Here is a 25,952-nt window from a genome sequence, read left to right as displayed (position 1 = left end):
GGCTCCGATGGCGTGGTGTTCAGTCCTGGCGCAGCAGCAGCTCGCGCATCGCCGCGCCCACGCCCGCGGCCGACTGCGGGTTCTGGCCGGTGACGAGCCGGCCGTCGACCACGACCTTGGCGCTCCAGTCGGGTGCCGGATGGTGGTGCGCGCCGCGCTGCGTGAGCGTGGAGGCGAGCAGGAAGGGCACGACCTGATCGAGCTTCACCGCGCGCTCCTCGTCGTCGGTGAAGGCGCTGAGGTTCTTGCCCGCCACCAGGTAGGCGCCGTTGCCCAGCGTCACGTCGACCAGCGCCGCGGGGCCGTGGCACACCGCGCCGACCACGCCGCCGGCTTCGTAGATCTCGCGCGTCACGCGGGCCACGTCGGGGTTGCCGGGGAAGTCCCACATCGCGCCGTGGCCGCCGGCGAAGAAGATCGCGGCGTAGCGCGAGGCGTCGACCGCGCCCAGGCGCTGCGTCCGGCGCAGCGCGGCGCGGAAGGCGCCGTCGTTCCAGTAGCGCGCGTTGACCGCGTCGCCCAGGTCCAGGCCGTCGACCGGCGGTTCGCCGCCCTGGATCGAGGCGAGTTCGTACCCGATGCCCGCGGCCTCGAGCTCGGCCAGCGGATGGGTCAGCTCGCCGAGGTAGAAGCCGGTGGCCTCGCCGGTCGCGCCCTTGGTGCCATGGCTGGTGAGCACCATCAGCACGGGACGCGCGGGGGTGCGGGGGGTGGTGGAGGACGTCATCGTTTGCTGCGCCAGACAAAAAGAGGAAGACAGGGGCCGGAACCCGATGCCATGACTCTATTGAGAGCGATGGCGGCGATAAACTGCCGCCCAGGGAAAGCATCTGTTCTTCAGGAGTCAAGATGAGTCGACGCTTCGATCACCTCGGGGATGTGGAGACCTTCGTCACGGTGGTCGACAAGGGTTCGATGACGGCCGCCGCGGTGGCGCTGGCGACCACGCCCTCGGTGCTGAGCCGCGCGATCACGCGGCTGGAGGCGCGGCTGGGCGTGCAGCTGCTGCGGCGCACCACCCGGCGCCTCAGCCTCACGGAGCCGGGGCAGCGCTACCTCGAGCAGGCGCGCGCGGCCTTCACGCTGATCGACGACGCGGAGCGGTCAGTGCAGGGCGCGGGCGACGGCGAGCTCAGCGGCCGGGTGCGGCTCAGCGTGCCCACCACCTATGGCCACCACCGGTTGCCCGCCGCGCTGCAGCGCTTCAGGCAGCAGTACCCGAAGGTGCGCATCGAGCTGGGCATCACCAACCGCAACGTGGACCTGGTGGCCGAGGGCTACGACCTCGCGATCCGCCTCGGGCCGCTGCCCGACAGCGGGCTGGTCGCGCGCCAGCTCGAGGACGCGCCGCTGTGCCTGGTCGCGGCACCGGACTACCTCGCGCGCGCGGGCACGCCGCAGACGATCGGCGCGCTGGCCCGGCACGCGTGCATTCCCTTCGTCATGCCCAGCACCGGGCGCGTCGCGCCCTGGGTCTTCATGGAGGACGGGCGCGAAGTGGACTGGACCCCGCCCGCCGACCTGCAGGTGGCGGAAGACGTGCTGGGCGTGGTGTCGCTGGCCGCGCACGGCATGGGCATCTGTCAGACCTACGACTTCATCGCGCAGGATCTGCTGCGACAGGGCCGCCTGGTCGAGGTGCTGGCGCACGCGCGCGGGCGCTCGCGGCCCTTCTCGCTGATCTTCGCGCCGCACCGCAGCCTGTCGGCCGCGTCGCGGGCGCTGATCGACTTCCTGGCCTGAGGCTTCAAGAAAAGAAGCCCGGGCTCAACCTTCCTCTTCGTACCAGCGGTCCTTGCCCAGCATCACGCGGTGGTGGCCCTGGCCGGCCGGCATCATCGGAAAGCAGTTCTCCTGCGCCGCCACCTGCACGTCGAGGAAGAAGGGGCCGTCGTGGGCCATGCATTCGGCCAGCGCCGCCTCGAGCTCGGCCGGGTCGGCGACCCGCCGCGCGCCCCAGCCGAAGGCGCGCGCCAGCGCCACGAAATCGGGCAGCGCCTCGTTCCAGCTGTGGCTCAGCCGGTTGCCGTGGTTGAGCTCCTGCCACTGGCGCACCATGCCCATGTAGCCGTTGTTCGACAGCACCAGCTTGACCGGCGCGCGGTGCTGCATCGCGGTCGACAGCTCCTGGATGTTCATCAGCACCGAGGCGTCGCCGCTCACGCAGACCGCGAGCGCCGCGGGGTGCGCGACCTGCGCGCCGATGATCGCCGGCAGGCCGTAGCCCATGGTGCCGGCGCCGCCCGAGGTGAGCCAGCGGCGTGGGCGGTCGAAGCGCAGGTACTGCGCGGCCCACATCTGGTGCTGGCCCACGTCGGTCGAGACGATCGCGTCGCGCCCGCCCACGGCCTGCTGCAGCGAACGCATGAGCTGCTGCGGCAGGATCACGTCGGTGCGCGGCGCGAAGTCCAGGCAGCGCTTCGCGCGCCAGCGCTCGACGCGCTGCCACCACGGCGCGAGCCGCTCGGCCGGCAGCCCCTGCAGCGCGGGCAGGACCCGCAGCGCCTCGAGCACCGCGGCGCAGTCGCCCACCATCGCCACGTCGACCTTCACCACCTTGTTGATGCTGGCCGGGTCGATGTCGATGTGGATCTTGCGTGCGTGCGGGCAGAACTCGTCGAGCTTGCCGGTCACGCGGTCGTCGAAGCGCGCGCCCACGCAGACCACGAGGTCGGCGTCGTGCATGGTCAGGTTGGCTTCCAGCGTGCCATGCATGCCCAGCATGCCGACGAAGCGCGGGTCGGACGCGGGAAAGGCGCCCAGGCCCATCAGCGTCAGCGTGCAGGGCGCATTGAGCTGTCGCACCAGCCGGGTGAAGGCCTCGCAGGCCGCGGGCCCGGAGTTGATGAGCCCGCCGCCGCCGTAGAACACCGGCCGGCGCGCGCCGGCCAGCAGCTCGGCCGCGCGCTGCAGGCTGCCGGGTGGCGGTGTCGAAGGGGCCGCACGCGACAGGCGGCGCGGGATGGCTTCGGGCTCGCCGCCGCGCAGGCGCGCGGACTGCACGTCCTTGGGCACGTCGAGCAGCACCGGGCCGGGCCGGCCGCCGGTCGCGACTGCGAAGGCGCGCCGCACCGCTGCAGGGATGGCGTCGGCCGAGCGCGGCTGGAAGTTCCACTTGGTCACGGGCCGGGTCATGCCCAGCGCATCGCTTTCCTGGAAGGCGTCGGTGCCGATCGACGCGGTCGCGACCTGGCCGCTGATGCACAGCACCGGCACCGAATCGCTCATCGCATCGAGCAGGCCGCTGATGGTGTTGGCCACGCCCGGGCCCGAGGTGACCAGCACCACGCCCACGCGGCCGGTGGTGCGGGCATAGCCCTCGGCCGCATGCACCGCCGCCTGCTCGTGGCGCACCAGCACATGGCGCAGCCGCGGCTCGCCGTGCAGCGCGTCGTAGAGCGGCAGCGCGGCGCCGCCGGGGTAGCCGAAGATCGTGTCCACACCGCATTCGATCAGCGTGGCCAGCAGGGCCTGCGCGCCGTTGCGCACGATGGCCTGCGCTTCGGCGGCAACTGCGTCAGCGGCGGGCTGCGGGGGCAGGGTGGCGGGATCGCGTTCGAGGGCTGTGGTGTTCATGCCTCGATTCTTCGGCCAATAGCGCAGAATGTGCTTCTTGTTTTCGCCTTTTAAGGTGGCCAACTTGAAGAATCAACGCTCAAAAGAGAAATCTGCCGAAGGATCTTTCGACAAGATCGACATGGCGATCCTGCGCATCCTGCTGCAGGACTCGCGCCGCACCTTGCAGGAGATCGGCACCGAGGTCGGGTTGTCGGCCACCAGCTGCTGGAGCCGGATCAAGCGGCTGGAGAGCGAGGGCGTGATCAAGCGCTACACCATCGACGTCGACCCGGGCAGCCTGGGCTACCACGACTCGGTGATCGTGCAGGTCACGCTCGAGAGCCACACCGACGAGATGCTCTACGAGTTCGGCCGGGTGCTGGCCACCATCCCCGAGATCCAGGAGGCCTACCTGGTCTCGGGCGACTACGACTACTACGTGCGCATCGCGGTGCGCGACACGCGCGACTACGAGCGGCTGCTGCGCGAGAAGCTCTACAAGATCCCCGGCATCCGCCACAGCAAGTCGAGCTTCGTGCTGCGCGTGCTCAAGGAGGCGACGGTGCCGCTGGCGGGGTTGTGATCAGGGGCCCTTGGCCGCGATGCACTCGACCTCGATGCGCGCGTTGAACGCGAGCGCCGTGGCGCCGAAGGCACTGCGTGCCGGGTAGCGGCCGGCGGAGAAGTAGGTCTGGTAGACCGCGTTGAAGGCCGACCATTCCGACATGTCGGCCAGCATGGCGGTGCACTTGACGACGTCGGCCAGCGCGTAGCCGTGGGCCTCGAGCGAGGTCTTGATGTTGTCCATGACCTGCTTCGACTCCGGTGTGATGCCACCCGGTGCGAGCTTGAGCCCGCCGGGGAGGTTGCCGATCTGGCCCGACAGGTAGAGCGTGGGGCCGACCTTCACGGCCTCGGAGAAGGGCAGGGTCGAGGGCAGGACCTTGCCCGAGTTCAGGTAGGTGGGGGCGGTGGTGCAGGCGGCGGTCGACAGGGCCAGGCAGGCGGTGGCGACGAGGCAGAGGGTGCGGTGGCGCATGGGGGGGCCTTGGATGAGGGAAGGGGCTGGCTCAGGGCGTGCCGATGGCGGCCAGGAATTTCTCGATGTCGCCGAGGTCGTTGAAGACCGAGGGCGAGATGCGCGCGTGGTTGGCGCGCAGGGTGATCTCGATCCTGGCCGGTGCCAGGCGCGCGGACAGCTGCGCCGCGTTCGCATAGGCGAAGGTGACGATCGGCGCGCGGGTCTCGGGCGGCGTCACGACCTGGAAGCCCTTGCCGCGCAGGCCGGCCTGCAGCGCATCGAGCATCGGCTGCTTGTACTGCTGGATCGCCTCCACGCCGACGCTGCGGAGCCAGTCGATCGACGCGGCGCAGGCCACCTCCACCGCCGTCGCCGGGAAGGAGCCGGCGAAGTAGCCCGAGACCGAATCGATCTGCACGCTCTCGTAGGGCACGCTGCCCGGCGGGTCGAGCGGGTAGACGTGCAGGATCGGCGCCGCGAAGTTGCGCGTCTGCCGATAGCCGTACCAGGGGCGCTGCAGCTGCGGCAGCAGGGCCTTGCGCACATAGAGGAAGGCGAAGCCGAAGTCGCCCATGAGCCATTTGTAGGTGCCGCAGGCCGCGAAGTCCACGCCCATCGCCTTGACGTCGACCGGTATCGCGCCCGCCGACTGGATCAGGTCCACATAGACCAGCGCGCCGCGCGCATGCGCGAGGTCGCAGACGGCCTTCACGTCGTGCGTGAAGCCGTTGTAGAGCGAGACATGCGAGATCGCCACCAGCCTGGTGCCGGGGACGATCGCGCGGTCCAGGTCGGCCAGCGAGATGCGGTAGCCCGCATCCATGGCGACCGTCACCACGTCGACGCCGCGGGCCCTGTATTGCTCGTACATGTAGAACGAACCCGTGAAATGCAGCGCGTCCGTCACCACCCGCCCGCCGCTTTCGGGCAGGCCCAGCGCCTGCGTGACCAGGTATTCGCCCATCGAGGTGCTGGGCACGTAGGCGATCTCGTCGGCATCGGCGTTGATCAGCGCGGCGAACTTGGCGCTGGCCGTGGCGTTGGTGCCGTTGAGTCCGAGCTTGCCCTTGGCGTAGGCCGTCGAGGCATCGGCGGCGAGCTGGCTCCAGGGGTGGTCGGCGGCCGAGTTGAGGAAGATCCGGTCGGCCACGCCCGGGAACAGCGCCTTGGCGGGCAGCGCGCCGGTGACGGGCGCCGGGTCGGTGGTGGCGGCCGAGGCCGTCGGCAGGAAGGAGCCGCCGGAGCCGCCACCGCAGCCGGCGAGCTGCGCGCCGAAGGCCGTGGCGACCGAGGCGCCGCCCAGTGATTTGAGCCAGTGCCGGCGCGAACTGGGACGCGCTGCGATGTCGGTCATGGGTGTCATGGTCAATCCTGTTGAAGGTTCTACGAAATGTTGAAGAATGGTGCGGCATCCCGCCCTGGTGCACCGGCCTGCGCCGGTGCGGTGCGGCGGATGCAGCGCTGCCCCGCTGCGCGTTGCCGCCTCGGCCCGGTCGCAAGTCCCGTGCCGATTTCAACAACATATCAAGTATTCAACAAAATGTTGAATTCGATCTCAGGGTTTGTGCGATAACTGCAGCCCTATGTGCGCCAAGAAAACCTCCGCTCCCCCTGCTGCAACTGCCGCGTCCGCCCGTCCCCGCGCGGCGCGTGCATCCGCCCGCAAGCCGGCACCGGCGCCCCCGGTCAAGGCGCAGCTCGCGGCCGAGCGCCGGCAGGTGCTGGAGGTGCTCAAGCCCATCGTCGCGATGATGGAAAGCATCCTCGGGCCCAACGTCGAGCTGGCGCTGCACGACCTGACGCAGCCCGAGCGTTCGGTGCTCGCGATCGCCAACGGCCATGTCTCGGGCCGCCAGGTGGGCAGTTCGATCCTGAGCGGGCCCAAGGAGGACCGGGCCTTCGCCGCGGCCTGGAACGCCACGCTGGACCAGAGCCAGCGCGGCCATTCGGTGGTGGCCGACTACCCGACCGCCTCGCCGGGTGGCACGCCCTTGAAGTCGGCCACCGTGGTCTACCGCGACGCCGAGGGCACGCCCTTCGCGGCGCTGTGCATGAACGCCGACCTTTCGATGCTCCAGCTCGCCCATGCCTGGCTCGAGCAGGCGCTGGCCGGCAAGCCGCGCGCGGCCGAGCCCGCCGCCCCCCCGGCCGAGGCGCCGGAGATGGATGTGCTGATGGACGACATCATCGCCTCGGCCATCCGCACGCTCGGCAAGCCCGTGCGGCTGATGAACAAGCAGGAGAAGGTCGCGGCCGTCGAGCAGATGCTGCGCCGCGGGCTGTTCATCGTGAAGGGCAGCGTGGGCAGCGCGGCCACGGCGCTGGGCGTGTCGCGCTTCTCGATCTACAACTACCTCGACGAGATCCGCAGCCGCGACGCGCTGGCGCAGGGCTGAGCGCCAGCCGGCCGGGCCCTCGGTTCACAGGCCTTGCGGCCGCCCCATGTCCGGCTGCGCGTAGTCGCACACGCCCTGCGGGAAGATGCGCGCCAGCCATGCCTTTTCTTCGGCGCTGAAGGGATCGGCCGCGCCGCCCGTGCCGCGGGCGTAGGTGCCGTCGGCCAGCGCGGCGGCGATCGGCTTGGGCCGGCACTTGAACATGTCGCCGCGGTACGAGTCGCCGGCCACCATGCGCGGGCTGGTGTTGACCTTGAAGCTCTGGGTGCAGGCGCCGGGGCGCGCCGAGTCCAGGATGCCGCTCCAGACCTGCGCGCCGGCCGCGATGGTCTGGCCGCTCGCGTTGAAGCACTGGTCGACGAAGCGCGAGGGCCGGGTGCCGCCCGTGAGGTAGTCGTCGAGCACCTTGAGCGCGTCGGTCGCGCGCGTCGCCACGCCGGCGGTGCTGGTCTCGCCGGTGAACCAGATCACCTGGTTGGCGGCGTTGCCGCCGCCGGCCTGCAGGCGCGCGCGGGCCGAGAAGGACTGGCGCGAGTTGTGCATGTCCAGCACGTCTTCCTTCCAGGGCCGCAGGTCGATCAGCGGAATCGCCAGCGACTTGCCGGTGAACACCTGGCCCGCCGAGTAGGCCAGGTTCATCGCGCGCAGGTCGCCGCTGCGACGCGGCGCGGGCGTGCCGGCGGCGGTGCGGCAGTCGGCGCTGCGTTTCATGTTGCGGCTGTCGAAGGGGTCGGCCGGCGGCATCAGCCAGGTGACGAACTCGTCCTGCTCCTTCCAGCTGCCCACGCAGGCGTTGATGCGCAGGAACTCCTGCGTGTCGATGTCGCCGGTCTTCAACGCCTGCAGACCGTACTGCACGCCCACGTTGTCGATCGGGATCGGCGCGAAGCCGCGTTCGTCGGTGCCGTAGATGTTGGCCAGGTCGTTCCAGTGCGTCCACTTCACGTTGGCGAAGGCGTCGGGCCAGCCCACGGCCGCGGCCGTGCTGAGGTAGGCCGGGTCGGTGAAGACCGGGTTGAACACGCCAGGCCCGGCCTTGCCCCAGCCCTCGATGCATTCGGAAGAGCCGGTGCCGCCGGTGAAGCTGTTGCGCCGTGTGTCGCTGGTGGCCAGGCCCTCGATCAGCGTGCGGTCGCTCCACTTGGCCCAGCGCGAGCCGGGGTCGAGCGTGAGCTCGTCCTTGAAGTACTGCTCGAGCAGCGAGCAGTCGGACACGTAGGGCACCTGCGTCACCATGTCGGGATAGGACTGGATCGGCACGCCCGCGTCGAACAGGCCCTGCGGCCGGTTCTGCGCGAACATGTACTGCTGCACCGCGCCGCCCGAGATGCCCATCGCGACGGTGTACCGGGGCTTGCCGTAGGTCTGGACGAAATGCTCCTTGACCATGACCGCGGTCTCCTCGGCCAGCCGCAGGTTGTAGTGCACGCCGGTCTCGTTGCCCGACGAGGAGACGATCGCATAGCCCTGCTCCAGCAGGCGCGGCATCACCGGCCGCTCCTCGCCCCAGAGGCCGCCGAACCACATGGCCTTGCCCTGCTGGTGGCCCACGCCCACGCCGCCGCGCATCCAGTAGACGAGCTTCTGGTTCCAGGCCGTGTTGTTCAGTTCCTCCGGCCGCGCGCTGCTCTCCGCGAAGGGCGCGAGCATGGCCGTGCTGTAGGCGAAGCGGTTGATGGTGCCGGCCTCGACGCGCACCACGAAGGGCAGGTCGGCGCCGTTGAGGCGCACGCGCTGCAGGTTGGCCGGCGGATTGGCGAACTGCGTGGCCGGGTCGAAGGGCGCGAAGTCGCTGCCCGTGTAGTAGAAGTAGCGCAGCTGCGTCTTCACGCCGCATTGCCTGCTGTAGCCCAGCAGCGGGCTGCTGGTGTTGCCCGGGACCTGGTAGACCGGCTGGCCGATGCCCTCGTGGTTGTCGACCTCGGGCGCGCCCAGGTTCGAGAGCTGCGTGAGGCACAGGAAGGCGGGCTGCTGCGGCCCGCTGAAGGCGGTCTCGCCCGAAGGGCCGATGTCGCCGACCCAGAACTTCAGGCCGGCCAGCGAGACCTCGGGCTTGGGCGTGCCCGGGTCCACCGGCGTGCCGCCGTCGCCACTGCCGCCGCCCGCGGTGGGCGGGGTGGTGGTCGGTGGCGTGGTCGTGCCCTGCGTGCTGTTGCCGCTCCCGCCGCCGCATGCGGCCAGCAGGGCCGTCGCCAGCGCCATGCCGATCCAGGCCGAGGCCTTCTTGTGTCTCTCGTTCATGTGTGTCTCCTGCTCGCGGATGTGCGCCGGTGGCGCGCCGCCTGTTGATGCGCGTGCCGCACGACGGTCGCGCGCGCGGGTCGTGGGCGTCAGGATGGTAGGAAGACCGGACGGCGCCGAACAGTCAGATCACCGGGCGACGGCTGTCAGATAAACGGGCCTCGAAGGCGGCGGAATGCACGTCGGTCGCATGGGTGACAGCGCCGCGCTTTTCTAGCGTAAACCACTATCCACCGCGTTTCTTTCCGGCAAGACAACTGTCTACACTTTCATCGACAGGCCGGGAGTGCACTCTGAAGAGGCTTCCCGGCCTGTCGGTGTCGAACACGCCCGGCGCGATCAGCGGCCTTGTGCAAGGCCGGTCGAAACCATCCGAAGAGGCGTGCGCATCGCAGTTCCCATCTATTCACAGAAGGAGCGAGACAAGATGTTTTTCCACTTCGGTCAGGAAGCGGGCGGCGTCCCGGTGCGCAGCCGGCGCAAGGTGCTCGGCGGCTCGGCGCTGGTGCTGGCGGCGGGCCTGCTGGCCGGCGCACCGGCGCAGGCCCAGGACAAGCCCGTGAAGATCGGCGTGACCACGCCCATCCAGCTGCAGGTGGGCCGCGACACGCAGGAGGCGATCAAGATCGCGATGGACGAGATCAACGCCAAGGGGGGCGTGCGCGGGCGCAAGCTCGAGATGACGGTGGCCGACGAGACCGAGAACCCCGAGGCCGGCATCAACGCGATCAAGAAGCTCACGGCCGACGAGAAGGTCGACGTGCTGATCGGCGGCTACACCAGCGGCGTCACGCTGGCCCAGCTGCCGCACATCTCGGCCGCCAAGACCATCTACCTGGGCGTGGGCGCGGCCTCGCCGGCCATCACGGCCGCGGTCAAGAAGGACTACGAGCGCAACAAGTACATCTTCCGCACCGGCCCGATCAACGCCGCGCACCAGGCGCGCGGGCTGGTCGACTTCATCTCGGGCCTGGTGATCGGCGAGCTCGGCCTGAAGAAGATCGCGATCGTGGGCGAGAACGCCAAGTGGGTGCAGGACCTGGTGCCCATCCTCAAGAAGGGCGCGGGCGACGTGGGCGCCGACGTGCGCATCACCGAGCTGTTCGATGCCAGCACCTCCGACTTCTCGCCGCTGCTGTCGAAGGTCAAGAGCAGCGAGGCGCAGTACATGATCGTGATCCTCTCGCACGGCTCGAGCGACACCTTCGCCAAGCAGTGGCACGACGCGCGCTTCCCCATTCCCTACGGCGGCATCGACGTCAAGAGCATGGACGGCGACTTCTTCGACCGCGTGGGCGGCAAGTCGATCAGCCAGATCGCGGCCAACTTCGCGGTGCGCGCGCCGCTCACGCCCAAGACCATCCCCTTCTTCGACGAGTTCAAGAAGCGAACCGGCCGCGTGCCGGTCTATACGGCCTACGGCGCCTACGACTCGGTCTATGCCTACGCGGCGGCGGTGGAGCGCGCCAACGGCTTCGACACCGACGCGGTCATCAAGGGCCTGGAGAAGACCTCGATGCCCGGCATCGCGGGCAAGCTGGAGTTCGACGATTCGCACGACGTCAAGGCCGGCGGCGAGTTCAACAACCTGCTGTTCGCCCAGTGGCAGGAGAAGGGCAACCGCGCCGTGGTGTGGCCCAAGGCGCTGCGCACCGGGCCGGTGATCTCGCCGCCCTGGCTGGCCGGCAAGTAGGCCGCGCCCGCACCGGGTGCCCCGCGCCGCGGGGCGCCTCCCTTCCCAGTTCCGATCACCCCGTCGCGCCCCACCGTGGGCGCAGCCCTGGAGACGCACGTGGCAGAGATCCTCATCTTCGGCACCATCACCGGCTCGATCTACGCGATGCTGGCGGTGGGCTTCACGCTGATCTTCGGCGTGGCGCGCATCCTGAACCTGGCGCACGGTTCCTTCTATGCGCTGGGGGCCTATGGCGCCTACACGCTGACCTCGGTGGTGGGCCTGCCGCTGTGGCTGGCCGCGATCCTGTCGGTGCTGTTCGTGGCGGCCTTCGGCATGCTGGTGGAGCGGGTGCTGATCCGGCCTATGCGCGCCTCGCAGATCGCGGTGCTGATGATGTCGCTGGCCATCGCACTGGTGGTCGAGCAGGCGCTGTTCCTGATCTTCGGCTCGGAGTACCGCAACGTGCCGGCCTTCTCCGATGCCAAGTTCACCATCGCCGGCGCCGACGTGGCGGGCCAGCGGCTGCTGGCGCTGGCGGTCGGCGTGGTGGCGATCGTCGCGGTCTACGTGTTCATCCGCACCACGCGGCTGGGCAGCGCGATTCTCGCGATCTCGCAGGACCCCGAGGCCGCGCAGTACATGGGCATCCCCAGCGACCGCATCTTCTCGGTCGTGATGGGCATCTCGGCCGCGCTCGCGGGGCTGGCCGGCGTGATGGCCGGGCCCTTCCTGTCGGTCAACCCCTCGATGCACCTGCTGCCGCTGGTCAAGGCCTTCGCGATCGTGGTGCTGGGCGGGCTGGGCTCGATCCCCGGCAGCATCGTCGCGGCCTTCATGCTGGGCTATGCCGAGACCATCGTGAGCTACACGGTCTCGACCGCCTGGACCGAGATCCTCTCGGTGCTGGTCACGCTGGTGGTGCTGGTGGTCCGGCCGGCCGGCCTGTTCGGCCGCCGCGCGGCCTTCTGATCGGAGCCGCACGATGATCCAACGCTTCAAGAAGATCGACCTGGTGGCTGCCGTGGGCGTGCTCGCGGTGTTCGTCGGCCTGCCGATGGTGGTCAGCAGCAGCTACCTGATCGGCGTGCTCACCGTGGCCGCCATCTACGGCCTCTGGGCCGTGAGCTGGGACTTCATGTCGGGCCTGACCGGGCGCGAGAACTTCGGCCACTCGCTGTTCATCGGCGTGGGCGCCTACGCGGCCGGCTTCCTCAACACCCACCTGGGCCTCGGGCCCTGGTGGGGCCTGCCCGCGGGCATGGCGGTGGCGGTGGTGTTCTCGCTGATCATGGGCTTCCCGACCCTGCGGCTCAAGGGCCCGTATTTCGCGCTCGCGATGCTGTCGGGCGCGGTGATCATGCAGCGGCTGATGCTGATCTTCTGGGAACACACGGGCGGCGAGGAGGGCATCCAGGGCATCGCTCCGCTGATGGACAACCCGCTGCACTTCTACTGGTTCGTGGTCGCGGTGCTGGCCGCCACGACCGCGCTGCTGACCTGGGTCGCGCATTCGAACTGGGGCCTGATCCTGCGCGCGATCCGCGGCGACGAGGCGACCTGCATGGCCGCCGGCATCAACGTCACCTTCTACAAGATCGCCTCGCTGGCCATCAGCGCGGCCTTCGCCGGGCTGGGCGGCGCGCTGTACGCGCACTACCAGCTGCAGGTCAGCCCGCAGCTGTTCGCGGTCGTGACCTCGGTCACCATCATCACCATGGTCTACGTGGGCGGCATGACCACCATCTACGGCGCGGTCGGCGGCGCGCTGCTGCTCACGCTCATGACCGAGCTGTTGCGTGACTTCGGCGAGTGGCGGCTGATGGTCTACAGCGTGGTGCTGATCCTGATCCTGTTCTTCCTGCCCAAGGGCCTGGTGGCGCCGGCCTGGCAGTGGCTGCGGGCCCGCCTCTCGGGCGGGCGCACCGACACACCGCCGCCCGATGCGGCCGCGGCGGACAAGCTGAAAGGACGGGTGTCGGCATGAGCTTGCTCAGCGTACGCAACCTCGACAAGCGCTTCGGCGGCCTGCATGCGGTCAAGGGCGTGACCCTGGACATCGCCAAGGGCGAGATCGTCGGCATCCTCGGCCCCAACGGCGCGGGCAAGACCACGCTCTACAACCTGCTGACCGGCTTCATCCCGGCCGACGGCGGCGAGATCGTGTTCCAGGGCCGGTCGATCCGCGGCATGAAGCCCTACCGCATCGTCGGCCTGGGCATCGCGCGCACCTTCCAGCTGTGCCGACCCTTCGTCGGCATGTCGGTGCTCGAGAACGTGCTGGTCGGCAGCCTGGGGCCGCGCGTGCCGGCCGGCGACCGCGAGGCGCGCGCGCGCCGGCTGCTGGCCGACGCGGGGCTGGCGGCCAAGGCCGACTACCCCTCGGAGCAGCTCTCGTACGGCGACCTGCGCCGGCTCGAGATCGCCCGCGCGCTCGCCACCGAGCCCGACCTGCTGCTGCTCGACGAACCCTTCGCCGGCCTGGGCTCGGGCGAGATCGAGGAGGTGTCGGTGCTGATCCGGCAGCTGCACCGCGAGAAGGGCCTGACCATCATCCTGATCGAGCACAAGCTGCGCGAGTTCATGAAGCTGGTCTCGCGCGTGGTGGCGATCGACTTCGGCGAGGTCATCGGCATCGGCTCGCCCGAGGAGATCGTCCAGAACCCCCGCGTGATCGAGGCCTACATCGGCCGCCAGGAGGCCACCCATGCTGCTTGAGATCGACCACCTGCAGGCCTTCTACGGCAAGGCGATGGCGCTGGAGGACATCAGCCTGGGCGTCGGGCGCGGCGAGCTGGTGGCGGTGCTGGGGCCCAACGGCGCGGGCAAGACCACGCTGCTCAAGGCCATCTCGCGCACGGTGACATCGCGCGGCATGCTGAACTTCGACGGCGCGTCGCTGCACGACCTGCCCGCGCACGCGGTGGTGGGCCGCGGCGTCTGTCACTGCCCCGAAGGGCGGCGCCTGTTCGCCGAACTCACGGTGCGTAAGAACCTGATGCTGGGCGCCTACCTGCGCAAGGACCGCGAGGCGATCGAGCGCGACTACCAGTGGGTGCTCAAGCTGTTCCCGGTGCTGCACGAGCGTGGCAGCCAGATCGTGAGCACGCTGTCGGGTGGCCAGCAGCAGATGGTCGCGATCGGCCGCGCGCTGATGGGCGCGCCCCAGCTGCTGCTGCTCGACGAGCCCTCGGTGGGCATCGCGCACAAGCTCAAGATCGAGATCTTCGACGCCATCTGTGCGATCCGCGACCGCGGCGTAGCAATCCTCATGGCCGAGCAGGACGCGCTGTCGGCGCTGCGCGTGGCCGACCGCGTCTATGTGCTGGAGCACGGCAAGGTGGCGCAGAGCGGCAGCTCGGCGGAGCTGGCGGCCGACAACCGCATCCAGCAGATCTACCTGGGCGTGGAGTAGGGGCCCGGGCGCGGCGGCCTTCGCGGGCCGCCGCGCCGCGCTCGCTCACTGCAGCTTGAGCCCGATCTTCGCGATCAGCTTCTTGTAGAAGTCGCTGTCGCTGACCATCTGCGCCTTGAAGGCCGTGTTGTCGGCGTAGGAGTAGCCGAGGTTGAGCTTCTGCAGGCTCTCGATGAAGGCCGGGTCCTTGGCGGTCTTCTCGGCCGCGACCTTGAGGATCTCGATCACCTCGGGTGGCGTGCCCTTGGGCGCGGCCAGCCCGCGCCAGGCGCCCAGCGACACGTCGATGCCGCGCTCCTTGAGCGTGGGCGTGCTCTCGAAGCCCTTGAGGCGCTGGTCCGACATCACGGCCAGCATCTTGAGCTTGCCCGCGGCCAGGTGCACGCCGACCTCGGCCGGGCTCACGGCCACCGCGTCGATGTGGCCGCCCAGCAGCGCGAGCACCGCGGGTGCCGCGCCCTGGTAGGGCACCTGGTTGAACTTGACCTGCGCTTGGTCCTCCAGCGCCGAGGCCGTGAGGTTCCAGATCGAGCCGTTGCCCGCGTTGCCCATGCGCATCTCGCCGGGCGTCTTCTTCGAGGCCGCGAGGAATTCCTCGATGGTGTTCCAGGGCGCGTCGGCGCGCACTGTGATCGCCGACGGGTCGAAGTTCAGCCGCGCGATGGGCGTCAGCGCATCGTGGGTGAACTTCACCAGGCCCAGGCTGTTCAGGAAGGTGAGTTCCACCGTCACCAGCGCGAGCTTGTAGCCGTCGGGCTTGCTGTTGATCACGTCGGTCCAGCCGATCGATCCGCTGGCGCCGGGCTTGTTGTTCACCACGATGCTCTGCCTGAGGTACTTGCGCGAGACCTCGGCGAAGGCGCGGGCCAGCGCGTCGGTGCCGCCGCCGGCCGCATAGGGCACGACCAGCTCGATGCTGCGGTCGGGGTAGGCGGCGGCCGGCTGGGCTTGCGCCAGTCCGGTCAGGCCGATGCCGGCCAGCGCCATCAGCGCCATGCGCCGGGTGTTCTTCGAAACCATCGTCGTCTCCTCGGGTTGTTGTCGGTTCAGCGGGAAAAGGGAGCGCTCAGGCGGCGCGCTGCAGCGGGATCACGCGGCGCTCGAGCGCGGCCAGCAGCTCCTGCTCGCGCGCCTGCACCGCGACCAGGCTCTTGGCGCGTACATGGCCGTAGCCGCGGATGTCCTCGGGCAGCGAGGCCAGCGCCACGGCGGCGGCATGGTGGGCCGGGTCCGAGGACGACTGCAGCGTGCCGAGCACGCGCTCGAGAGTCTGCTCGTAGCGCGCGAGCACGGCGCGCTCGCCGCGGCGTTCCTCGCTGCGGCCGAACAGGTCGAAGCGCGTGCCGCGCAGCGTGCGCAGCTTGGCGAGCACCCGGAACAGCGGCAGCACCCAGGCGCCGAACTCGCGCTTGCGCAGTTCGCCGGTGGCCGGGTCGCGGCGCGACAGCAGCGGCGGCGCGAGGTTGAACACCAGCCGGTAGTCGCCCTCGAACTGCTGCCCGAGCTTGGCCAGGAAGCCGCTGTGCGCATGCAGGCGCGCGACCTCGTACTCGTCCTTGATCGCCATCAGCTTGAAGTGGTAGCGGGCCACGGCCTCGGTCAGCGCGCTGCTCTGGCCGAAGCGGCCGGCCTCGGCCGCGCGCACGCGCTCGACCAGCGCGGTGTAGCGCGCCGCGTAGGCCGCGTCCTGGTAGTCGGTGAGGAAGCGGGTGCGCAGCGCGATGGTCTCGTCGAGGTTCTTCGCGCGCGGTGGCGACACGGCCGCGCCTTCACTGCCGCGCTTGAGCGCCAGCAGGCGCTCGACCGCCTGCGGGTCGACCGCGGTGCGGCGGCCCCAGAGGAAGGCGTCGGCGTTCATGCGCTGGCCGGTGCCGTTGAGGTCGATCGCGGCCTCGATGGCCGCGGCGCCGATCGGGATCAGTCCTCGCTGGTAGGCGAAGCCCAGCATGAACATGTTGGCCGCGATGCTGTCGCCGAGCAGCGCGGTCGCGATGCGGCCCGCGTCGACGAACTCGGCCGCATCCTCGCCCACCGCGTCGATCACGTTGCCGCGCAGGCCGTCGCGCGGGAACTGCATGTCGGCGTTGCGCGAGAACTCGCCCGGCATGAACTCCTTGGTGTTCACCAGCACCCGCGTGCGGCCGCGCCGGGTCGCGGCCAGGGTCTTGGAGTTGCCGGCCACGATCACGTCGCAGCCCAGCACCAGGTCGGCGCCGCCGGCGGCGATGCGGATGGTCTTGATGGCCTCGGGCGAGGCGCCGAAGCGCAGGTGGCTCCAGACCGAGCCGCCTTTCTGCGCCAGGCCCGCCATGTCGAGCAGGCCGCAGCCCCGGCCTTCGAGGTGCGCCGCCATGCCCAGGATGGCGCCGATGGTGACCACGCCCGTGCCGCCCATGCCGGTCACGAGGATGCTGTAGACGCGCCCGTCGAGCGAGGGCAGCACCGGCTCGGGCAGCACCGGGAACAGCGTGGTCTCGGCCATCGGCTCAGGCTTGCGCAGCGCGCCGCCCAGCACCGTGACGAAGCTGGGGCAGAAGCCCTTGACGCAGGAGTAATCCTTGTTGCACGAGGACTGGTCGATCTGCCGCTTGCGGCCGAACTCGGTCTCCAGCGGCTGCACCGAGACGCAGTTGGATTTCACGCCGCAGTCGCCGCAGCCCTCGCACACCAGGTCGTTGATCACCAGCCGCTTGGCCGGGTCGGGGAAGGTGCCGCGCTTGCGCCGGCGCCGCTTCTCGGCCGCGCAGGTCTGGTCGTAGATCAGGGCCGTGGTGCCGGGGATCTCGCGCAGCTCGCGCTGCACCGCGTCGATGTCGTCGCGGTGGTGCACCGTCACGCCCTCGGGCCAGCGCACGTCGGCCGCGTACTTGTCGGGCTCGTCGCTCACGATCACGATGCGGCCCACGCCCTCGGCGCGCACCTGGTGCGCGATCATCGGCACGTCGAGCGGGCCGTCGTGGCGCTGGCCGCCGGTCATGGCGACCGCGTCGTTGAACAGGATCTTGTAGGTGATGTTGGTGCGCGCGGCCACCGCGGCGCGGATCGCGAGCAGGCCCGAATGGAAGTAGGTGCCGTCGCCGATGTTCTGGAACATGTGGGCGCGCCTGGAGAAGGGCGCCTCGCCGACCCACGACATGCCCTCGGCGCCCATCTGCGTGTAGCCCAGGGTCGAGCGGTCCATGCTCTGCGCCATCCAGCTGCAGCCGATGCCCGCGTAACCCTTGCTGCCGGCGGGCAGCACGGTCGAGGAGCTGTGCGGGCAGCCGCTGCAGAAGTAGAAGCTGCGCGACAGGATGTCGACCACGCCGCGCGGCGCGCGCCAGGCCTTGATCTCCTCCACTCGGCGGCGCAGGGCCGGGTCGTCTTCCAGTTCGAGCAGCCGCTCGCCGATGGCGATCGCGATCTGGTTCGAGTCCAGCGCCATCTCCGACTGGAACATCACCGCGCCCTGCTCGTCGCGCTTGCCGACGATGGCCGGCGTGTGGGCGCGGCCGTAGAGCTGCTCCTTGAGCTGGAACTCGATCAGGCTGCGCTTCTCCTCGACCACCAGGATCTTCTGCAGCCCGTCGGCGAAGGCCACCGCGCCCTGGGGCTCGAGCGGCCAGGGCATGCCCACCTTGTAGAGCCGCAGGCCCTTGGCCACGGCCGCTGCCTCCGACAGGTCCAGGTCGTCGAGCGCCTGCAGCACGTCGAGGTAGCTCTTGCCGTGCGAGACCACGCCCAGCCGCGCCGCGGCGCTGTCGAGCACCATGCGGTCGATGCCGTTGGCGCGCGCGAAGGCGGTCACGGCGCCGAGCTTGTGGCGGTGCAGCCGCGCTTCCTGTGCATGCGGCGTGTCGGGCTGGCGGATGTTCACGCCGTCGGCGGGCAGGTCCACGCCCTGTGGCGCGACGATCTTCACGCGCTCGATGTCGACGTCGATCGACGCGGTGGCCTCGACCGTGTCCTTGACGCACTTGATGCCGACCCAGCAGCCGCTGTAGCGCGACATGGCCCAGCCGATCACGCCGTAGTCGAGGATCTCCTGCACGCCGGCCGGGCTCAGCACCGGGATCATCGCGTCGACCATCGCGAACTCGCTCTGGTGGCAGGTGGTCGACGATTCGCAGGTGTGGTCGTCGCCCATCAGCACCAGCACGCCGCCGTGGCGGGACGAGCCCGCGAGGTTGCCGTGGCGGAAGGCGTCGCCGGTGCGGTCCACGCCCGGGCCCTTGCCGTACCACATGGCGAACACGCCGTCGTGCTTGCCCTCGCCGCCGATCTCGGCCTGCTGCGAGCCCCAGACGGCGGTGGCCGCGAGGTCTTCGTTCACGCCCGGCACGAACACCACGTTGCGCGCGCCCAGGTGCTTGCTGGCCTTGGCGATCTGTTCGTCGAGCCCGCCCAGCGGCGAGCCGCGGTAGCCGCTGATGTAGCCCGCGGTGTCGAGGCCCGCGCGGCGGTCGCGCTCGTGCTGGGTGAGCGGCAGCCGCACCAGCGCCTGGGTGCCGGTGATGAAGATGCGGCCGCTGGTCAGCGTGTACTTGTCGTCGAGCGTGACGGCTTTCAAGGTCATGGCGTGCCTCGGGCGTGGGGTGTCTGTGGGGTTGGCGCGCGGGTTGCGCCTGCGGTCCGGCATCCTCGGAAGGTGCCGCTGCAAGTGTCGACACTTTTGGCCGCGGCCCTTACTAGGGAAACTCCGCGATCGGACCGGCCCCGGCATTGCTCGCTACACTGAGGCGTGGCCTGTCGCCTGAGCGACTGCGACCTTCGGCCCCCAGGCGCCATCGCCACGATCCCTTTCCAACTCGCCGCATGCCCCGAACGCCTCGCCGAACCAGCCCCCGACCGCCGCGCGAGGCCCGCGAGGAGAGCAGCGTGGAGCGGCTCTACCTGGAGCTGCGCGAGCGCTGCATGCGCTACGACTTCAAGCCCGGCGCGCGCATCAACGAACAGGCGCTGGGGCGCGAGCTCGGCGTGAGCCGCGCGCCGCTGCGCGAGGCGCTGAACCGGCTGGCCGCCGAGGGCCTGCTCGACTTCGTGATGAACAAGGGCTTCCTGCGCAAGGCGATCAGCGTCGACGAGGTGTTCGATCTCTACCAGGTGCGCATCGCGCTGGAGCGCCGGGCGGTGCTGCTCGCGGTGCAGCGGGCCGGCGACGAGGAGATCGCGGTGCTGGGCAGCTATTGGCAGCTGGTGATGGCCGCCTCCGACGACCTGGCGACCGCCGACATGGTGCTGGCCGACGAGGAGTTCCATCGCCGGCTGGTGGCGCTGTCGCACAACAAGGAGCTGGCGGCCTTCATGGACGTGGTCACGCGCCGCATCCACGTCGCGCGGCACGTCGACATCGAGCAGTCGGACTGGAACGACCGCGCCTTCAACGCCCACGCCGAGATCGTGGCGCTGATCGCGCGGCGCGACACGCCGCGCGCGCTGGACGTGCTCACCGCCCACATCGACATGAGCCTGCACCGCGCGGTGCAGATCACGCGCGAGATGGTGGCGCGCTTCTCGCTGGGCGAGGCCGGGATGCCACGCCGGTGAGACCGTCGGGGCCGCGGTCGCGGCGGAACGTTAGAGTTCAGCCCTTTCCTTTTCGCGCGCGACCACCCCGTCATGCACACGCCCTCTCTCTCCGAACCTGAACACGCAAGACAGGACCTTCGATTGCAAAGCTATCGCATCGCCGTCGGCACCAGCCTGCTGGTCATCCTGCTGCTGGTGGTGTGGCACGGGCTGGGCATGCTGCACCTGCAGCCCCTGCTGCTGATCCTGGGCGTCATCCTCGGCTGGGTGGGGGTCTTCTACCTGGCCTTCCGCAGCGCATGGAACCGCACGCTCGTCGATCCGAGCATGACCGTGGCGCAGATGAGCGCCGCGGCCCTCACGCTGCTGGGCGGTGCCTTTGCGGCGGACGGTGGCCGCGCGATGTTCCTGGTGCTGCTGGCGATGGTCAGCCTGTTCGGCGCGCTGCGCCTGCGCACGCCCGCGCTCATGACCTATGCCCTGGGCAGCGTCGTCGGCTATGCGGCGGTGCTGGGGCTGCTGAAGCTGTTCAAGCCGCAGGCCCTCGACATGCAGCTCGAGTGGCTGCAGCTGCTGGTGTTCGCGGTCGTCATGCCCTGGTTCGCGATGATGGGCGGCCACATCAGCGCGCTGCGCGAGCAGCTCAAGGCGGCCTTCCGCGCCGTCTCGGAAAGTGAGCGCATGCTGGCCGAGGCGCAGCGCCTGGCCCACTTCGGCAGCTGGAGCTTCGACCCCGTGACCCGCGAGGCCGCCTGGTCGAAGGAGACCTTCCGCATCTTCGGGCTCGACCCCCTCGACCGCGGCATGGCCGGCGCGGACTTCCGCTCGCTGGTGCACGAGGAAGACCGCGAGCGCTACATGCGCCTGATCGACCGCGCGCTGGGCGAGGGCAAGGAATTCGATACCGAGTACCGCATCTCGCTCCCCTCGGGCGCGGTGCGCTGGGTGCACGCACTGGCGCAGCCGGCCGCCCATGCGGAAGGCGGCGGCCAGCTGCTGCGCGGCACGGTGATGGACATCACGCAGCGCAAGGCCTCCGAGGACCAGATCCGGCAGCTGGCGCACTTCGATGTGCTGACCGGCCTGCCCAACCGCAACCTGCTGATGCAGCTGCTGCGCCATGCGGTCGGCAAGGCGCAGCGCGGGTCGCCGCTGGCGCTGTTGTTCATCGACCTCGACGGTTTCAAGGCGGTCAACGATTCGCTGGGCCACGAGGTGGGCGACGCGCTGCTGGCGGCCTTCGCGCAGCGGCTGGGCCGCAGCCTGCGCATGTCCGACACGGCCGCGCGCCTGGGCGGCGACGAGTTCGTGGTGATCGTCGACGACTTCGCCGGCCGGGGCGACATCGAGACCGTCGCGCAGCGCATCCTGCTGGCCGCCGCAACGCCCTTCAAGGTGCTCGAGCACGACTGCGCGATCTCGGCCAGCATCGGCATCGCGATGTACGGACCGGACTGCGCGGACGTGAACGCGCTGATCAAGAACGCCGACCTGACGATGTACGCGGCCAAGCGCGCGGGCCGCAACGTCTACCGCTTCTGGTCGGACGAGACGGCGGCGGTCGACTGAGCCCCGGCCCGCCGGCGGCTCAGTTGATGTTGCTGCCGCTGATGGCGAAGGGTCGGCCGGGCAGGGTGTAGCCGCCGTCGTACTCGAAGGGCTGCCCCTGCTGCAGCGCGCAGCCCAAGGGTCGCGGACAGGCCGCGGTGGCCGGATCGTAGGTCCACATCACGACCGGCCCGTAGGCGTAGTTGCGCACCGTGCGGCCGCTGTAGTCGGCGACCGTGAGCAGGTAGCTCTCGGTGCCGTGGTTGTCCACGTCCTCGATCGCGATCGCGTCGCCCATGCGGCTGTCCTGCAGCGTGAGCAAGGGCCGGGCGGTGGTCCGGGCGGCGTCGAACTGCAGCAGCGTGGCCTTGCGTTCGGCGCGCGACAGCACCCACAGATGGTCCTCGGGCTGGCGGTCGCCGTAGAGCGCGCTGCGCCCGTGCGTGGCCTTCTCCTTCAGGTAGGCGATGCTGGTCGGGTTGGCGCCGACCGCGACGCTGAAGCGCTCGCGGATGTCCTCGGGTGCGCCCCGTGCGCTGCCGCGCGGGTCGAGATAGCGGTCGCCCAGCGTGAACACGCGCAGCAGGCCTTCCTCTGTCGCGATGTAGGCGCGATGCGGCGCCTGCAGCGAGAGCTTGACGGCGGTTGGCGGCTGCGGCAGGTCGACCACCTTCACCACCACCGGCCGCTGCGCGGGCGCCTGCGCGAAGACTGGCGGGAACTGGGCCGGGCCGTCGCCGCGTTGGCGCAGCAGCGCGTCGAAGTCGGCCTGGGTCCCGGCGAAGTACTGCTGGCGGTAGAAGCGCAGCAGCGGGCCGAGGTCGATGAAGGCGGCCTTGCGTTCCGATCTGGAGATCACCACCGCCATGCCGGTGCGCGCGATGGCGTCGGCCAAGTCGCCGTCGAGGTAGCGCCGGCGTTGCGCCGCGGTCTGGATGTGCTCGGTGAAGAAGTTGCGCACGCGCTGGTAGTCGGCGTCGGGCTTGCCGGTGCTCGCGCTGATCTCGGTCGGCGCCTTCATGCCCGCGGGCAGGTCGACGAAGCCCAGCAGCTTGGCCCCCAGGTAGTTGCCCAGGCCGGGCAGGCCCGGGTAGCGGTCGCGGTGGCTGCCCCAGTTCGCTTCCCACTGCGCGGCCGGCAGGGTTTCGCAGCCCTGGCATCCGTCGGTCAGCGCGATCACCGCGACCTGGCCCTTGAGCGCGGCCGTGTCCCAGACGGCCACCAGCGCGAACTCGCCGCTGTTGGTGATCGCCAGCGCGGTCGGCGTCTTGCCGGCCGGCAGCTTGAGCTTGACGAAGTTGTGCGAGGTGTTCGAGCCGGCGCTGAGGATCCAGCCGTTGGCGAAGACGGTGAGCGTGTTGTTCACCCAGCCGCCGCGGCCGTAGCCGCGCGCCGCCGCGACCGGGCGCTGGTCCATCGGCACGGTGCCGATCGGCGAGCCGCGCTGGTCGCCGGAGAAGCGCTTGGTGTTCTCGTCGTTCCAGCCGCTGTCGGCGCCGGTGTAGGTGGTCCAGCTGACCTCGGGCTTCCAGCTGACCACGTTGTGCGCGATGCCGTTGACCTGCAGGCTGGCGAGGCCGTAGGCCTTCTGCCGGCCCGCGGGCGCGGGGTCGGGCAGGTAGGCGACGTTGGCGATGCTGGAGGCGTAGTCGCCCGCTGCCCCGGTCAGCCGCTTGCCGATCTGGTACTCGCCGCACCAGCCCTCGGCGCCGCAGCCGCGGTCGCCCTTCAGGCCGTCGACCTGGACTTCAGCGCGCTGGATCGACAGCGTGCGGTAGCTCCTGCTGGGCCGCGGACCGGGGTGGGTGGTGCCAGTGACCGGCGCGGTCGAAGGCAGGCCGTAGCGGAAGACGATGCCGTCGTCGGTGCCCATGCGGGCCGCCATCGCGCGGTAGGCGGCCGGGTCGGCCAGTGCGTCCGCGGGCGCCGCCGGCGCGGCCTGCACTCCCCAGGCCAGCAGAAGCGGGAGGGCGCGTGAGGCCGAACGCAAAAGCGTGTGCATTGCACAGTTTCCCGGGTTTGTTCTGTGAAACAAAGGTACTAGTGTTAATACAATAGCTTACATGAATACCGAGCGTGACAACTTCTACGACTGGGCCAAGGAAAAGCCCGACACCCGCTTTGCCAGCCTGAGCCCGTCGACCCCCATCCAGCGCGCGCGCCCGAGCGGTTCGCCGTGGGTGCGCCTGGCGGTGTTCGCCGCCGTGGTCATCGGCCTCAGCGCCGCCTATCACTTCTTCCTGAGCTAGCGCGCGCTCACTGTCACTTGCGAGAGAACTGCTGTCGCGCCGCGCGCGTGATGGCCGCCACGCAGGGGTGCGTGATCCGGCGCTCGACCGAGATGCCGAAGAACTCTTCGACCAGTTCCGAGGCCCGCCCCAGCACCTTCACCCCGTATTGCGCACAGGTCTCGTCCTCGAGCACCGTGGGTGACATGAACACGCCGCGCCCTTCGCCGCCGAAGGCCTTGAGCAGCGCGGCATCGTCGAACTCCCCGATCAGCCGCGGCCGCAGCGCATGCTCGGCCAGCCAGAGGTCGAGCCGCTGGCGCATGGCCGAGGCCGAGCCCGGAATCAGCATCGGCGCGCCGTCCAGGCACTGCGGAAAACCGCCTTCCAGCGCAGCGTGCAGGGCCGGCGTGGCGAAGAAGGTCATGGCCGTGGTGCCCAGCGTGTGGTTGAAGGCCTTGACGCTGGTCTGCTTGCCCATCGCCTCGTTCGCGATCACCAGGTCGAGCCGCTGCACCGACAGCTGGCCCAGCAGGTCGCGGAAATGCCCCTCGTGGCAGATCAGCCGCACCTGTTCCGGGATCGCCAGGGCCGGCTCGAGCAGCCGGTAGGCGATGGCCTTGGGCACCGCGTCCGCAATGCCGACGCGGAAATTGAGCGTGCGCACCCCCGATCGCCGGTTGCCCACGGCCGCCTCGAGTTCTGCGCCCAACGAGAAGATTTGGTCGGCATAACTGAGCGCCGTGCGTCCTTCTGGCGTTAATTCGACGCCGCGGCCACTTTTCTGGAACAAATGGCAGCCCAGCGACTCTTCCAGTAACTTGATCTGCGTGGACAGGGTTTGCGGCGTGATGTGCAGCTGCTCCCCGGCCCGCACGATGCCGCCGGCCTTGGCGGCCGCCCAGAAGTAATAGAGGTGCTTGAAATTCATGGCGTCGCTTCCATAGTAAACAAATAACGAAGGGACGATGCCGAAAATACGACTTTTCTCGAAGGCTTGAAGGCCCTAGAGTGCAAAGCGACGCTTCCCCCTTTTTCGCCCGCGTGCTTTCAACCAGGACATCCACATGAACGAGACGATCTCCCGCTACGGCGCTTACGGCGCGCCGACCACCTCCGCGCAGCGCAACCAGGTGCTGCGCAACACCTACTGGCTGCTGGCCCTGTCGATGGTGCCCACGGTGCTGGGCGCCTGGCTGGGCGTGGCCACCGGCATCACGCGCGCCATGTCCCCGGGCATCGGCATGATCGTGTTCCTGGGCGGCGCCTTCGGCTTCATGTTCGCGATCGAGAAGACCAAGAACTCGGCCGCCGGCGTGCCGGTGCTGCTGGCCTTCACCTTCTTCATGGGCCTGATGCTCTCGCGCCTGGTCGGCACGGTGCTGGGCCTGTCCAACGGCGCCAGCCTGGTGATGACGGCCTTCGCCGGCACCGGCGCGGTCTTCCTGGGCATGGCGACGCTGTCGTCGGTGATCCAGCGCGACCTGTCGGCCATGGGCAAGTGGCTCTTCATCGGCGTGATCCTGCTGCTGGTGGCCGGCATCGCCAATTTCTTCATCCAGTCGAGCGCGCTGATGATCACGCTGTCGGTGCTGGCCATCGGCATCTTCTCGGCCTTCATCCTGCACGACCTCAAGCGCGTGAAGGACGGCTACGAGACCAACTACATCTCGGCCACGCTGGGCGTCTACCTCAGCATCTACAACGTCTTCCAGTCGCTGCTGGCCCTGCTCGGCCTGGCCGGCGGCCGCGACGAGTGAACGTTCCAGCCATTCGAGTTCATTGAGCAGAACCACGACAACTAAACCTAGGAGAACACCATGCGCCTCAGCACCAAAGGACGTCTCGCCGTCGTCGCCATGATCGACGTGGCACTGCACCGCAAGGTCGGCCCCATCTCGCTGGCCGTGCTCAGCCGCCGGCAGCGCATTTCGCTGTCCTACCTCGAGCAGATGTTCGCCGACCTGCGCCGGCACGGCCTGGTGGCTTCCACCCGCGGGCCGGGCGGCGGCTACGGCCTGGGCCGCGAGGCGGCGTCGATCACCGTGGCCGACATCCTGTTCGCGGTCGACGGCCCGTCGGTCGAGAGCCGCGCGGCCGCCGCGCCGGGCGAGGACGTGCAGCGCTGCGCCACGCCGGAGCTGTGGGATTCGCTGAGCCGCAAGGTGGTGGAGTTCCTCGACTCGGTGCATCTGCAGAAGCTGGTCGACGACCAGATCGCGCTGGGCGTGCAGCTGCACACCGAGCCGCTCAAGCGGCCCGAGCCGGTACGTGCGGTGGTCAAGCCCTCGCGCCCCAACGCGCCCAACTCGGTGTTCGAGCTGGCGCGCTTCGGCATCGCCAGCTGACGGTGTCCGCGGGG

At 69.7% G+C, this 25,952-nt stretch carries 22 protein-coding genes; 13 read left to right on the top strand and 9 right to left on the bottom strand.

The genetic code is table 11. The features are described from left to right. Positions 1 to 19: 19 nt before the first annotated feature. Positions 20 to 727: a type 1 glutamine amidotransferase domain-containing protein gene (locus tag A9977_RS13465; protein WP_183025357.1), complete on the bottom strand. Its 708-nt coding sequence runs from the start codon at positions 725 to 727 to the stop codon at positions 20 to 22. A gap of 122 nt (positions 728 to 849) precedes the next feature. Between A9977_RS13465 and A9977_RS13460 the strand changes: the two genes are divergently transcribed. Beyond that, the gene (locus tag A9977_RS13460) at positions 850 to 1,743 is read left to right on the top strand and encodes a LysR family transcriptional regulator (protein ID WP_183025356.1); all 894 of its coding nucleotides are present in this window, start codon (positions 850 to 852) and stop codon (positions 1,741 to 1,743) included. 24 nt (positions 1,744 to 1,767) lie between these two features. Here the strand turns inward: A9977_RS13460 and ilvB are convergent, their stop codons facing one another. Beyond that, positions 1,768 to 3,576, bottom strand: coding sequence for a biosynthetic-type acetolactate synthase large subunit (gene ilvB, locus A9977_RS13455; RefSeq protein ID WP_183025355.1), 1,809 nt, complete (start codon positions 3,574 to 3,576; stop codon positions 1,768 to 1,770). A 121-nt stretch (positions 3,577 to 3,697) separates the two neighbouring features. Between ilvB and A9977_RS13450 the strand changes: the two genes are divergently transcribed. Further along, positions 3,698 to 4,141, top strand: coding sequence for an Lrp/AsnC family transcriptional regulator (locus tag A9977_RS13450; protein ID WP_183025354.1), 444 nt, complete (start codon positions 3,698 to 3,700; stop codon positions 4,139 to 4,141). Here the strand turns inward: A9977_RS13450 and A9977_RS13445 are convergent, their stop codons facing one another. Further along, entirely contained in the window at positions 4,142 to 4,597 is a 456-nt protein-coding gene (locus A9977_RS13445; protein WP_183025353.1) for a RidA family protein, read from the bottom strand. A gap of 31 nt (positions 4,598 to 4,628) precedes the next feature. Further along, positions 4,629 to 5,942 carry an aminotransferase class V-fold PLP-dependent enzyme gene (locus A9977_RS13440; RefSeq protein WP_183025352.1) on the bottom strand — a complete coding sequence of 438 codons (1,314 nt, stop codon included), beginning with the start codon at positions 5,940 to 5,942 and terminating at the stop codon, positions 4,629 to 4,631. 220 nt (positions 5,943 to 6,162) lie between these two features. On the opposite strand from A9977_RS13440, the gene A9977_RS13435 reads away from it, so the two are divergent. Then, positions 6,163 to 6,975 (top strand): transcriptional regulator, encoded by an 813-nt coding sequence (locus A9977_RS13435; protein WP_183025351.1) that lies wholly within the window; start codon positions 6,163 to 6,165, stop codon positions 6,973 to 6,975. 24 nt (positions 6,976 to 6,999) lie between these two features. Here the strand turns inward: A9977_RS13435 and A9977_RS13430 are convergent, their stop codons facing one another. Further along, on the bottom strand, positions 7,000 to 9,216 hold the full coding sequence (locus A9977_RS13430; RefSeq protein WP_183025350.1) for a DUF6351 family protein: 2,217 nt from the start codon (positions 9,214 to 9,216) through the stop codon (positions 7,000 to 7,002). Between the two features lie 427 nt (positions 9,217 to 9,643). Here A9977_RS13430 and A9977_RS13425 point away from each other — a divergent pair, with 427 nt between their 5' ends. The 5 genes from A9977_RS13425 to A9977_RS13405 all read left to right on the top strand — a co-directional run bounded on the left by A9977_RS13425 (position 9,644) and on the right by A9977_RS13405 (position 14,306). Then, positions 9,644 to 10,909 carry an ABC transporter substrate-binding protein gene (locus A9977_RS13425; protein WP_220811759.1) on the top strand — a complete coding sequence of 422 codons (1,266 nt, stop codon included), beginning with the start codon at positions 9,644 to 9,646 and terminating at the stop codon, positions 10,907 to 10,909. 99 nt (positions 10,910 to 11,008) lie between these two features. After that, positions 11,009 to 11,863 (top strand): branched-chain amino acid ABC transporter permease, encoded by an 855-nt coding sequence (locus A9977_RS13420; protein WP_183025349.1) that lies wholly within the window; start codon positions 11,009 to 11,011, stop codon positions 11,861 to 11,863. 13 nt (positions 11,864 to 11,876) lie between these two features. Further along, positions 11,877 to 12,878: a branched-chain amino acid ABC transporter permease gene (locus A9977_RS13415; RefSeq protein ID WP_220811757.1), complete on the top strand. Its 1,002-nt coding sequence runs from the start codon at positions 11,877 to 11,879 to the stop codon at positions 12,876 to 12,878. After that, positions 12,875 to 13,609 carry an ABC transporter ATP-binding protein gene (locus tag A9977_RS13410; protein WP_183025348.1) on the top strand — a complete coding sequence of 245 codons (735 nt, stop codon included), beginning with the start codon at positions 12,875 to 12,877 and terminating at the stop codon, positions 13,607 to 13,609. Before A9977_RS13415 ends, A9977_RS13410 begins: the two co-directional genes overlap by 4 nt. Next, positions 13,599 to 14,306 (top strand): ABC transporter ATP-binding protein, encoded by a 708-nt coding sequence (locus A9977_RS13405; RefSeq protein ID WP_183025347.1) that lies wholly within the window; start codon positions 13,599 to 13,601, stop codon positions 14,304 to 14,306. The genes A9977_RS13410 and A9977_RS13405 overlap by 11 nt, the downstream gene beginning before the upstream one ends. Positions 14,307 to 14,351: 45 nt before the next feature. Here the strand turns inward: A9977_RS13405 and A9977_RS13400 are convergent, their stop codons facing one another. Together A9977_RS13400 and A9977_RS13395 are read right to left on the bottom strand one after the other, a co-directional pair. After that, on the bottom strand, positions 14,352 to 15,326 hold the full coding sequence (locus A9977_RS13400; RefSeq protein ID WP_183025346.1) for a tripartite tricarboxylate transporter substrate binding protein: 975 nt from the start codon (positions 15,324 to 15,326) through the stop codon (positions 14,352 to 14,354). 46 nt (positions 15,327 to 15,372) lie between these two features. Beyond that, positions 15,373 to 18,861: an indolepyruvate ferredoxin oxidoreductase family protein gene (locus A9977_RS13395; RefSeq protein WP_183025345.1), complete on the bottom strand. Its 3,489-nt coding sequence runs from the start codon at positions 18,859 to 18,861 to the stop codon at positions 15,373 to 15,375. Positions 18,862 to 19,100: 239 nt separating this feature from the next. On the opposite strand from A9977_RS13395, the gene A9977_RS13390 reads away from it, so the two are divergent. Continuing rightward, positions 19,101 to 19,832 (top strand): GntR family transcriptional regulator, encoded by a 732-nt coding sequence (locus A9977_RS13390; RefSeq protein ID WP_183025344.1) that lies wholly within the window; start codon positions 19,101 to 19,103, stop codon positions 19,830 to 19,832. Between the two features lie 123 nt (positions 19,833 to 19,955). Further along, positions 19,956 to 21,383: a diguanylate cyclase domain-containing protein gene (locus A9977_RS13385; protein ID WP_183025343.1), complete on the top strand. Its 1,428-nt coding sequence runs from the start codon at positions 19,956 to 19,958 to the stop codon at positions 21,381 to 21,383. A 19-nt stretch (positions 21,384 to 21,402) separates the two neighbouring features. On the opposite strand, the gene A9977_RS13380 is transcribed toward A9977_RS13385, so the two are convergent. Then, positions 21,403 to 23,364, bottom strand: a complete 1,962-nt coding sequence (locus tag A9977_RS13380) for a hypothetical protein (RefSeq protein WP_183025342.1) — start codon at positions 23,362 to 23,364, stop codon at positions 21,403 to 21,405. A gap of 61 nt (positions 23,365 to 23,425) precedes the next feature. Between A9977_RS13380 and A9977_RS13375 the strand changes: the two genes are divergently transcribed. Next, on the top strand, positions 23,426 to 23,611 hold the full coding sequence (locus A9977_RS13375) for a hypothetical protein (RefSeq protein WP_183025341.1): 186 nt from the start codon (positions 23,426 to 23,428) through the stop codon (positions 23,609 to 23,611). Between the two features lie 13 nt (positions 23,612 to 23,624). Here A9977_RS13375 and nhaR read toward each other — a convergent pair whose 3' ends face one another. Then, complete coding sequence (gene nhaR / locus A9977_RS13370; protein ID WP_183025340.1) at positions 23,625 to 24,521, bottom strand: transcriptional activator NhaR; 897 nt, start codon at positions 24,519 to 24,521, stop codon at positions 23,625 to 23,627. Between the two features lie 136 nt (positions 24,522 to 24,657). On the opposite strand from nhaR, the gene A9977_RS13365 reads away from it, so the two are divergent. Then, entirely contained in the window at positions 24,658 to 25,350 is a 693-nt protein-coding gene (locus tag A9977_RS13365) for a Bax inhibitor-1 family protein (protein ID WP_183025339.1), read from the top strand. A 60-nt stretch (positions 25,351 to 25,410) separates the two neighbouring features. After that, on the top strand, positions 25,411 to 25,938 hold the full coding sequence (locus A9977_RS13360) for an Rrf2 family transcriptional regulator (RefSeq protein ID WP_183025338.1): 528 nt from the start codon (positions 25,411 to 25,413) through the stop codon (positions 25,936 to 25,938). The last annotated feature ends 14 nt before the right edge of the window (positions 25,939 to 25,952 follow it).

The organism is Variovorax sp. UMC13, from assembly GCF_014170375.1.
GTDB lineage: Bacteria > Pseudomonadota > Gammaproteobacteria > Burkholderiales > Burkholderiaceae_C > Variovorax.
This window is presented reverse-complemented; position numbering and strand designations above follow the sequence as displayed.

Bases quoted from the DNA above. Each gene is read 5' to 3' on its own strand.
- A9977_RS13380 (WP_183025342.1), bottom strand. From the start codon at position 23,364: ATGCACACGCTTTTGCGTTCGGCCTCACGCGCCCTCCCGCTTCTGCTG.
- A9977_RS13390 (WP_183025344.1), top strand. From the start codon at position 19,101: ATGCCCCGAACGCCTCGCCGAACCAGCCCCCGACCGCCGCGCGAGGCC.
- A9977_RS13450 (WP_183025354.1), top strand. From the start codon at position 3,698: ATGGCGATCCTGCGCATCCTGCTGCAGGACTCGCGCCGCACCTTGCAG.
- A9977_RS13395 (WP_183025345.1), bottom strand. From the start codon at position 18,861: ATGACCTTGAAAGCCGTCACGCTCGACGACAAGTACACGCTGACCAGC.
- A9977_RS13365 (WP_183025339.1), top strand. From the start codon at position 24,658: ATGAACGAGACGATCTCCCGCTACGGCGCTTACGGCGCGCCGACCACC.
- A9977_RS13425 (WP_220811759.1), top strand. From the start codon at position 9,644: ATGTTTTTCCACTTCGGTCAGGAAGCGGGCGGCGTCCCGGTGCGCAGC.
- A9977_RS13430 (WP_183025350.1), bottom strand. From the start codon at position 9,216: ATGAACGAGAGACACAAGAAGGCCTCGGCCTGGATCGGCATGGCGCTG.
- A9977_RS13445 (WP_183025353.1), bottom strand. From the start codon at position 4,597: ATGCGCCACCGCACCCTCTGCCTCGTCGCCACCGCCTGCCTGGCCCTG.
- A9977_RS13460 (WP_183025356.1), top strand. From the start codon at position 850: ATGAGTCGACGCTTCGATCACCTCGGGGATGTGGAGACCTTCGTCACG.
- A9977_RS13440 (WP_183025352.1), bottom strand. From the start codon at position 5,942: ATGACACCCATGACCGACATCGCAGCGCGTCCCAGTTCGCGCCGGCAC.
- nhaR (WP_183025340.1), bottom strand. From the start codon at position 24,521: ATGAATTTCAAGCACCTCTATTACTTCTGGGCGGCCGCCAAGGCCGGC.
- A9977_RS13415 (WP_220811757.1), top strand. From the start codon at position 11,877: ATGATCCAACGCTTCAAGAAGATCGACCTGGTGGCTGCCGTGGGCGTG.
- A9977_RS13405 (WP_183025347.1), top strand. From the start codon at position 13,599: ATGCTGCTTGAGATCGACCACCTGCAGGCCTTCTACGGCAAGGCGATG.
- A9977_RS13465 (WP_183025357.1), bottom strand. From the start codon at position 727: ATGACGTCCTCCACCACCCCCCGCACCCCCGCGCGTCCCGTGCTGATG.
- A9977_RS13360 (WP_183025338.1), top strand. From the start codon at position 25,411: ATGCGCCTCAGCACCAAAGGACGTCTCGCCGTCGTCGCCATGATCGAC.
- A9977_RS13435 (WP_183025351.1), top strand. From the start codon at position 6,163: ATGTGCGCCAAGAAAACCTCCGCTCCCCCTGCTGCAACTGCCGCGTCC.
- A9977_RS13375 (WP_183025341.1), top strand. From the start codon at position 23,426: ATGAATACCGAGCGTGACAACTTCTACGACTGGGCCAAGGAAAAGCCC.
- ilvB (WP_183025355.1), bottom strand. From the start codon at position 3,576: ATGAACACCACAGCCCTCGAACGCGATCCCGCCACCCTGCCCCCGCAG.
- A9977_RS13410 (WP_183025348.1), top strand. From the start codon at position 12,875: ATGAGCTTGCTCAGCGTACGCAACCTCGACAAGCGCTTCGGCGGCCTG.
- A9977_RS13400 (WP_183025346.1), bottom strand. From the start codon at position 15,326: ATGGTTTCGAAGAACACCCGGCGCATGGCGCTGATGGCGCTGGCCGGC.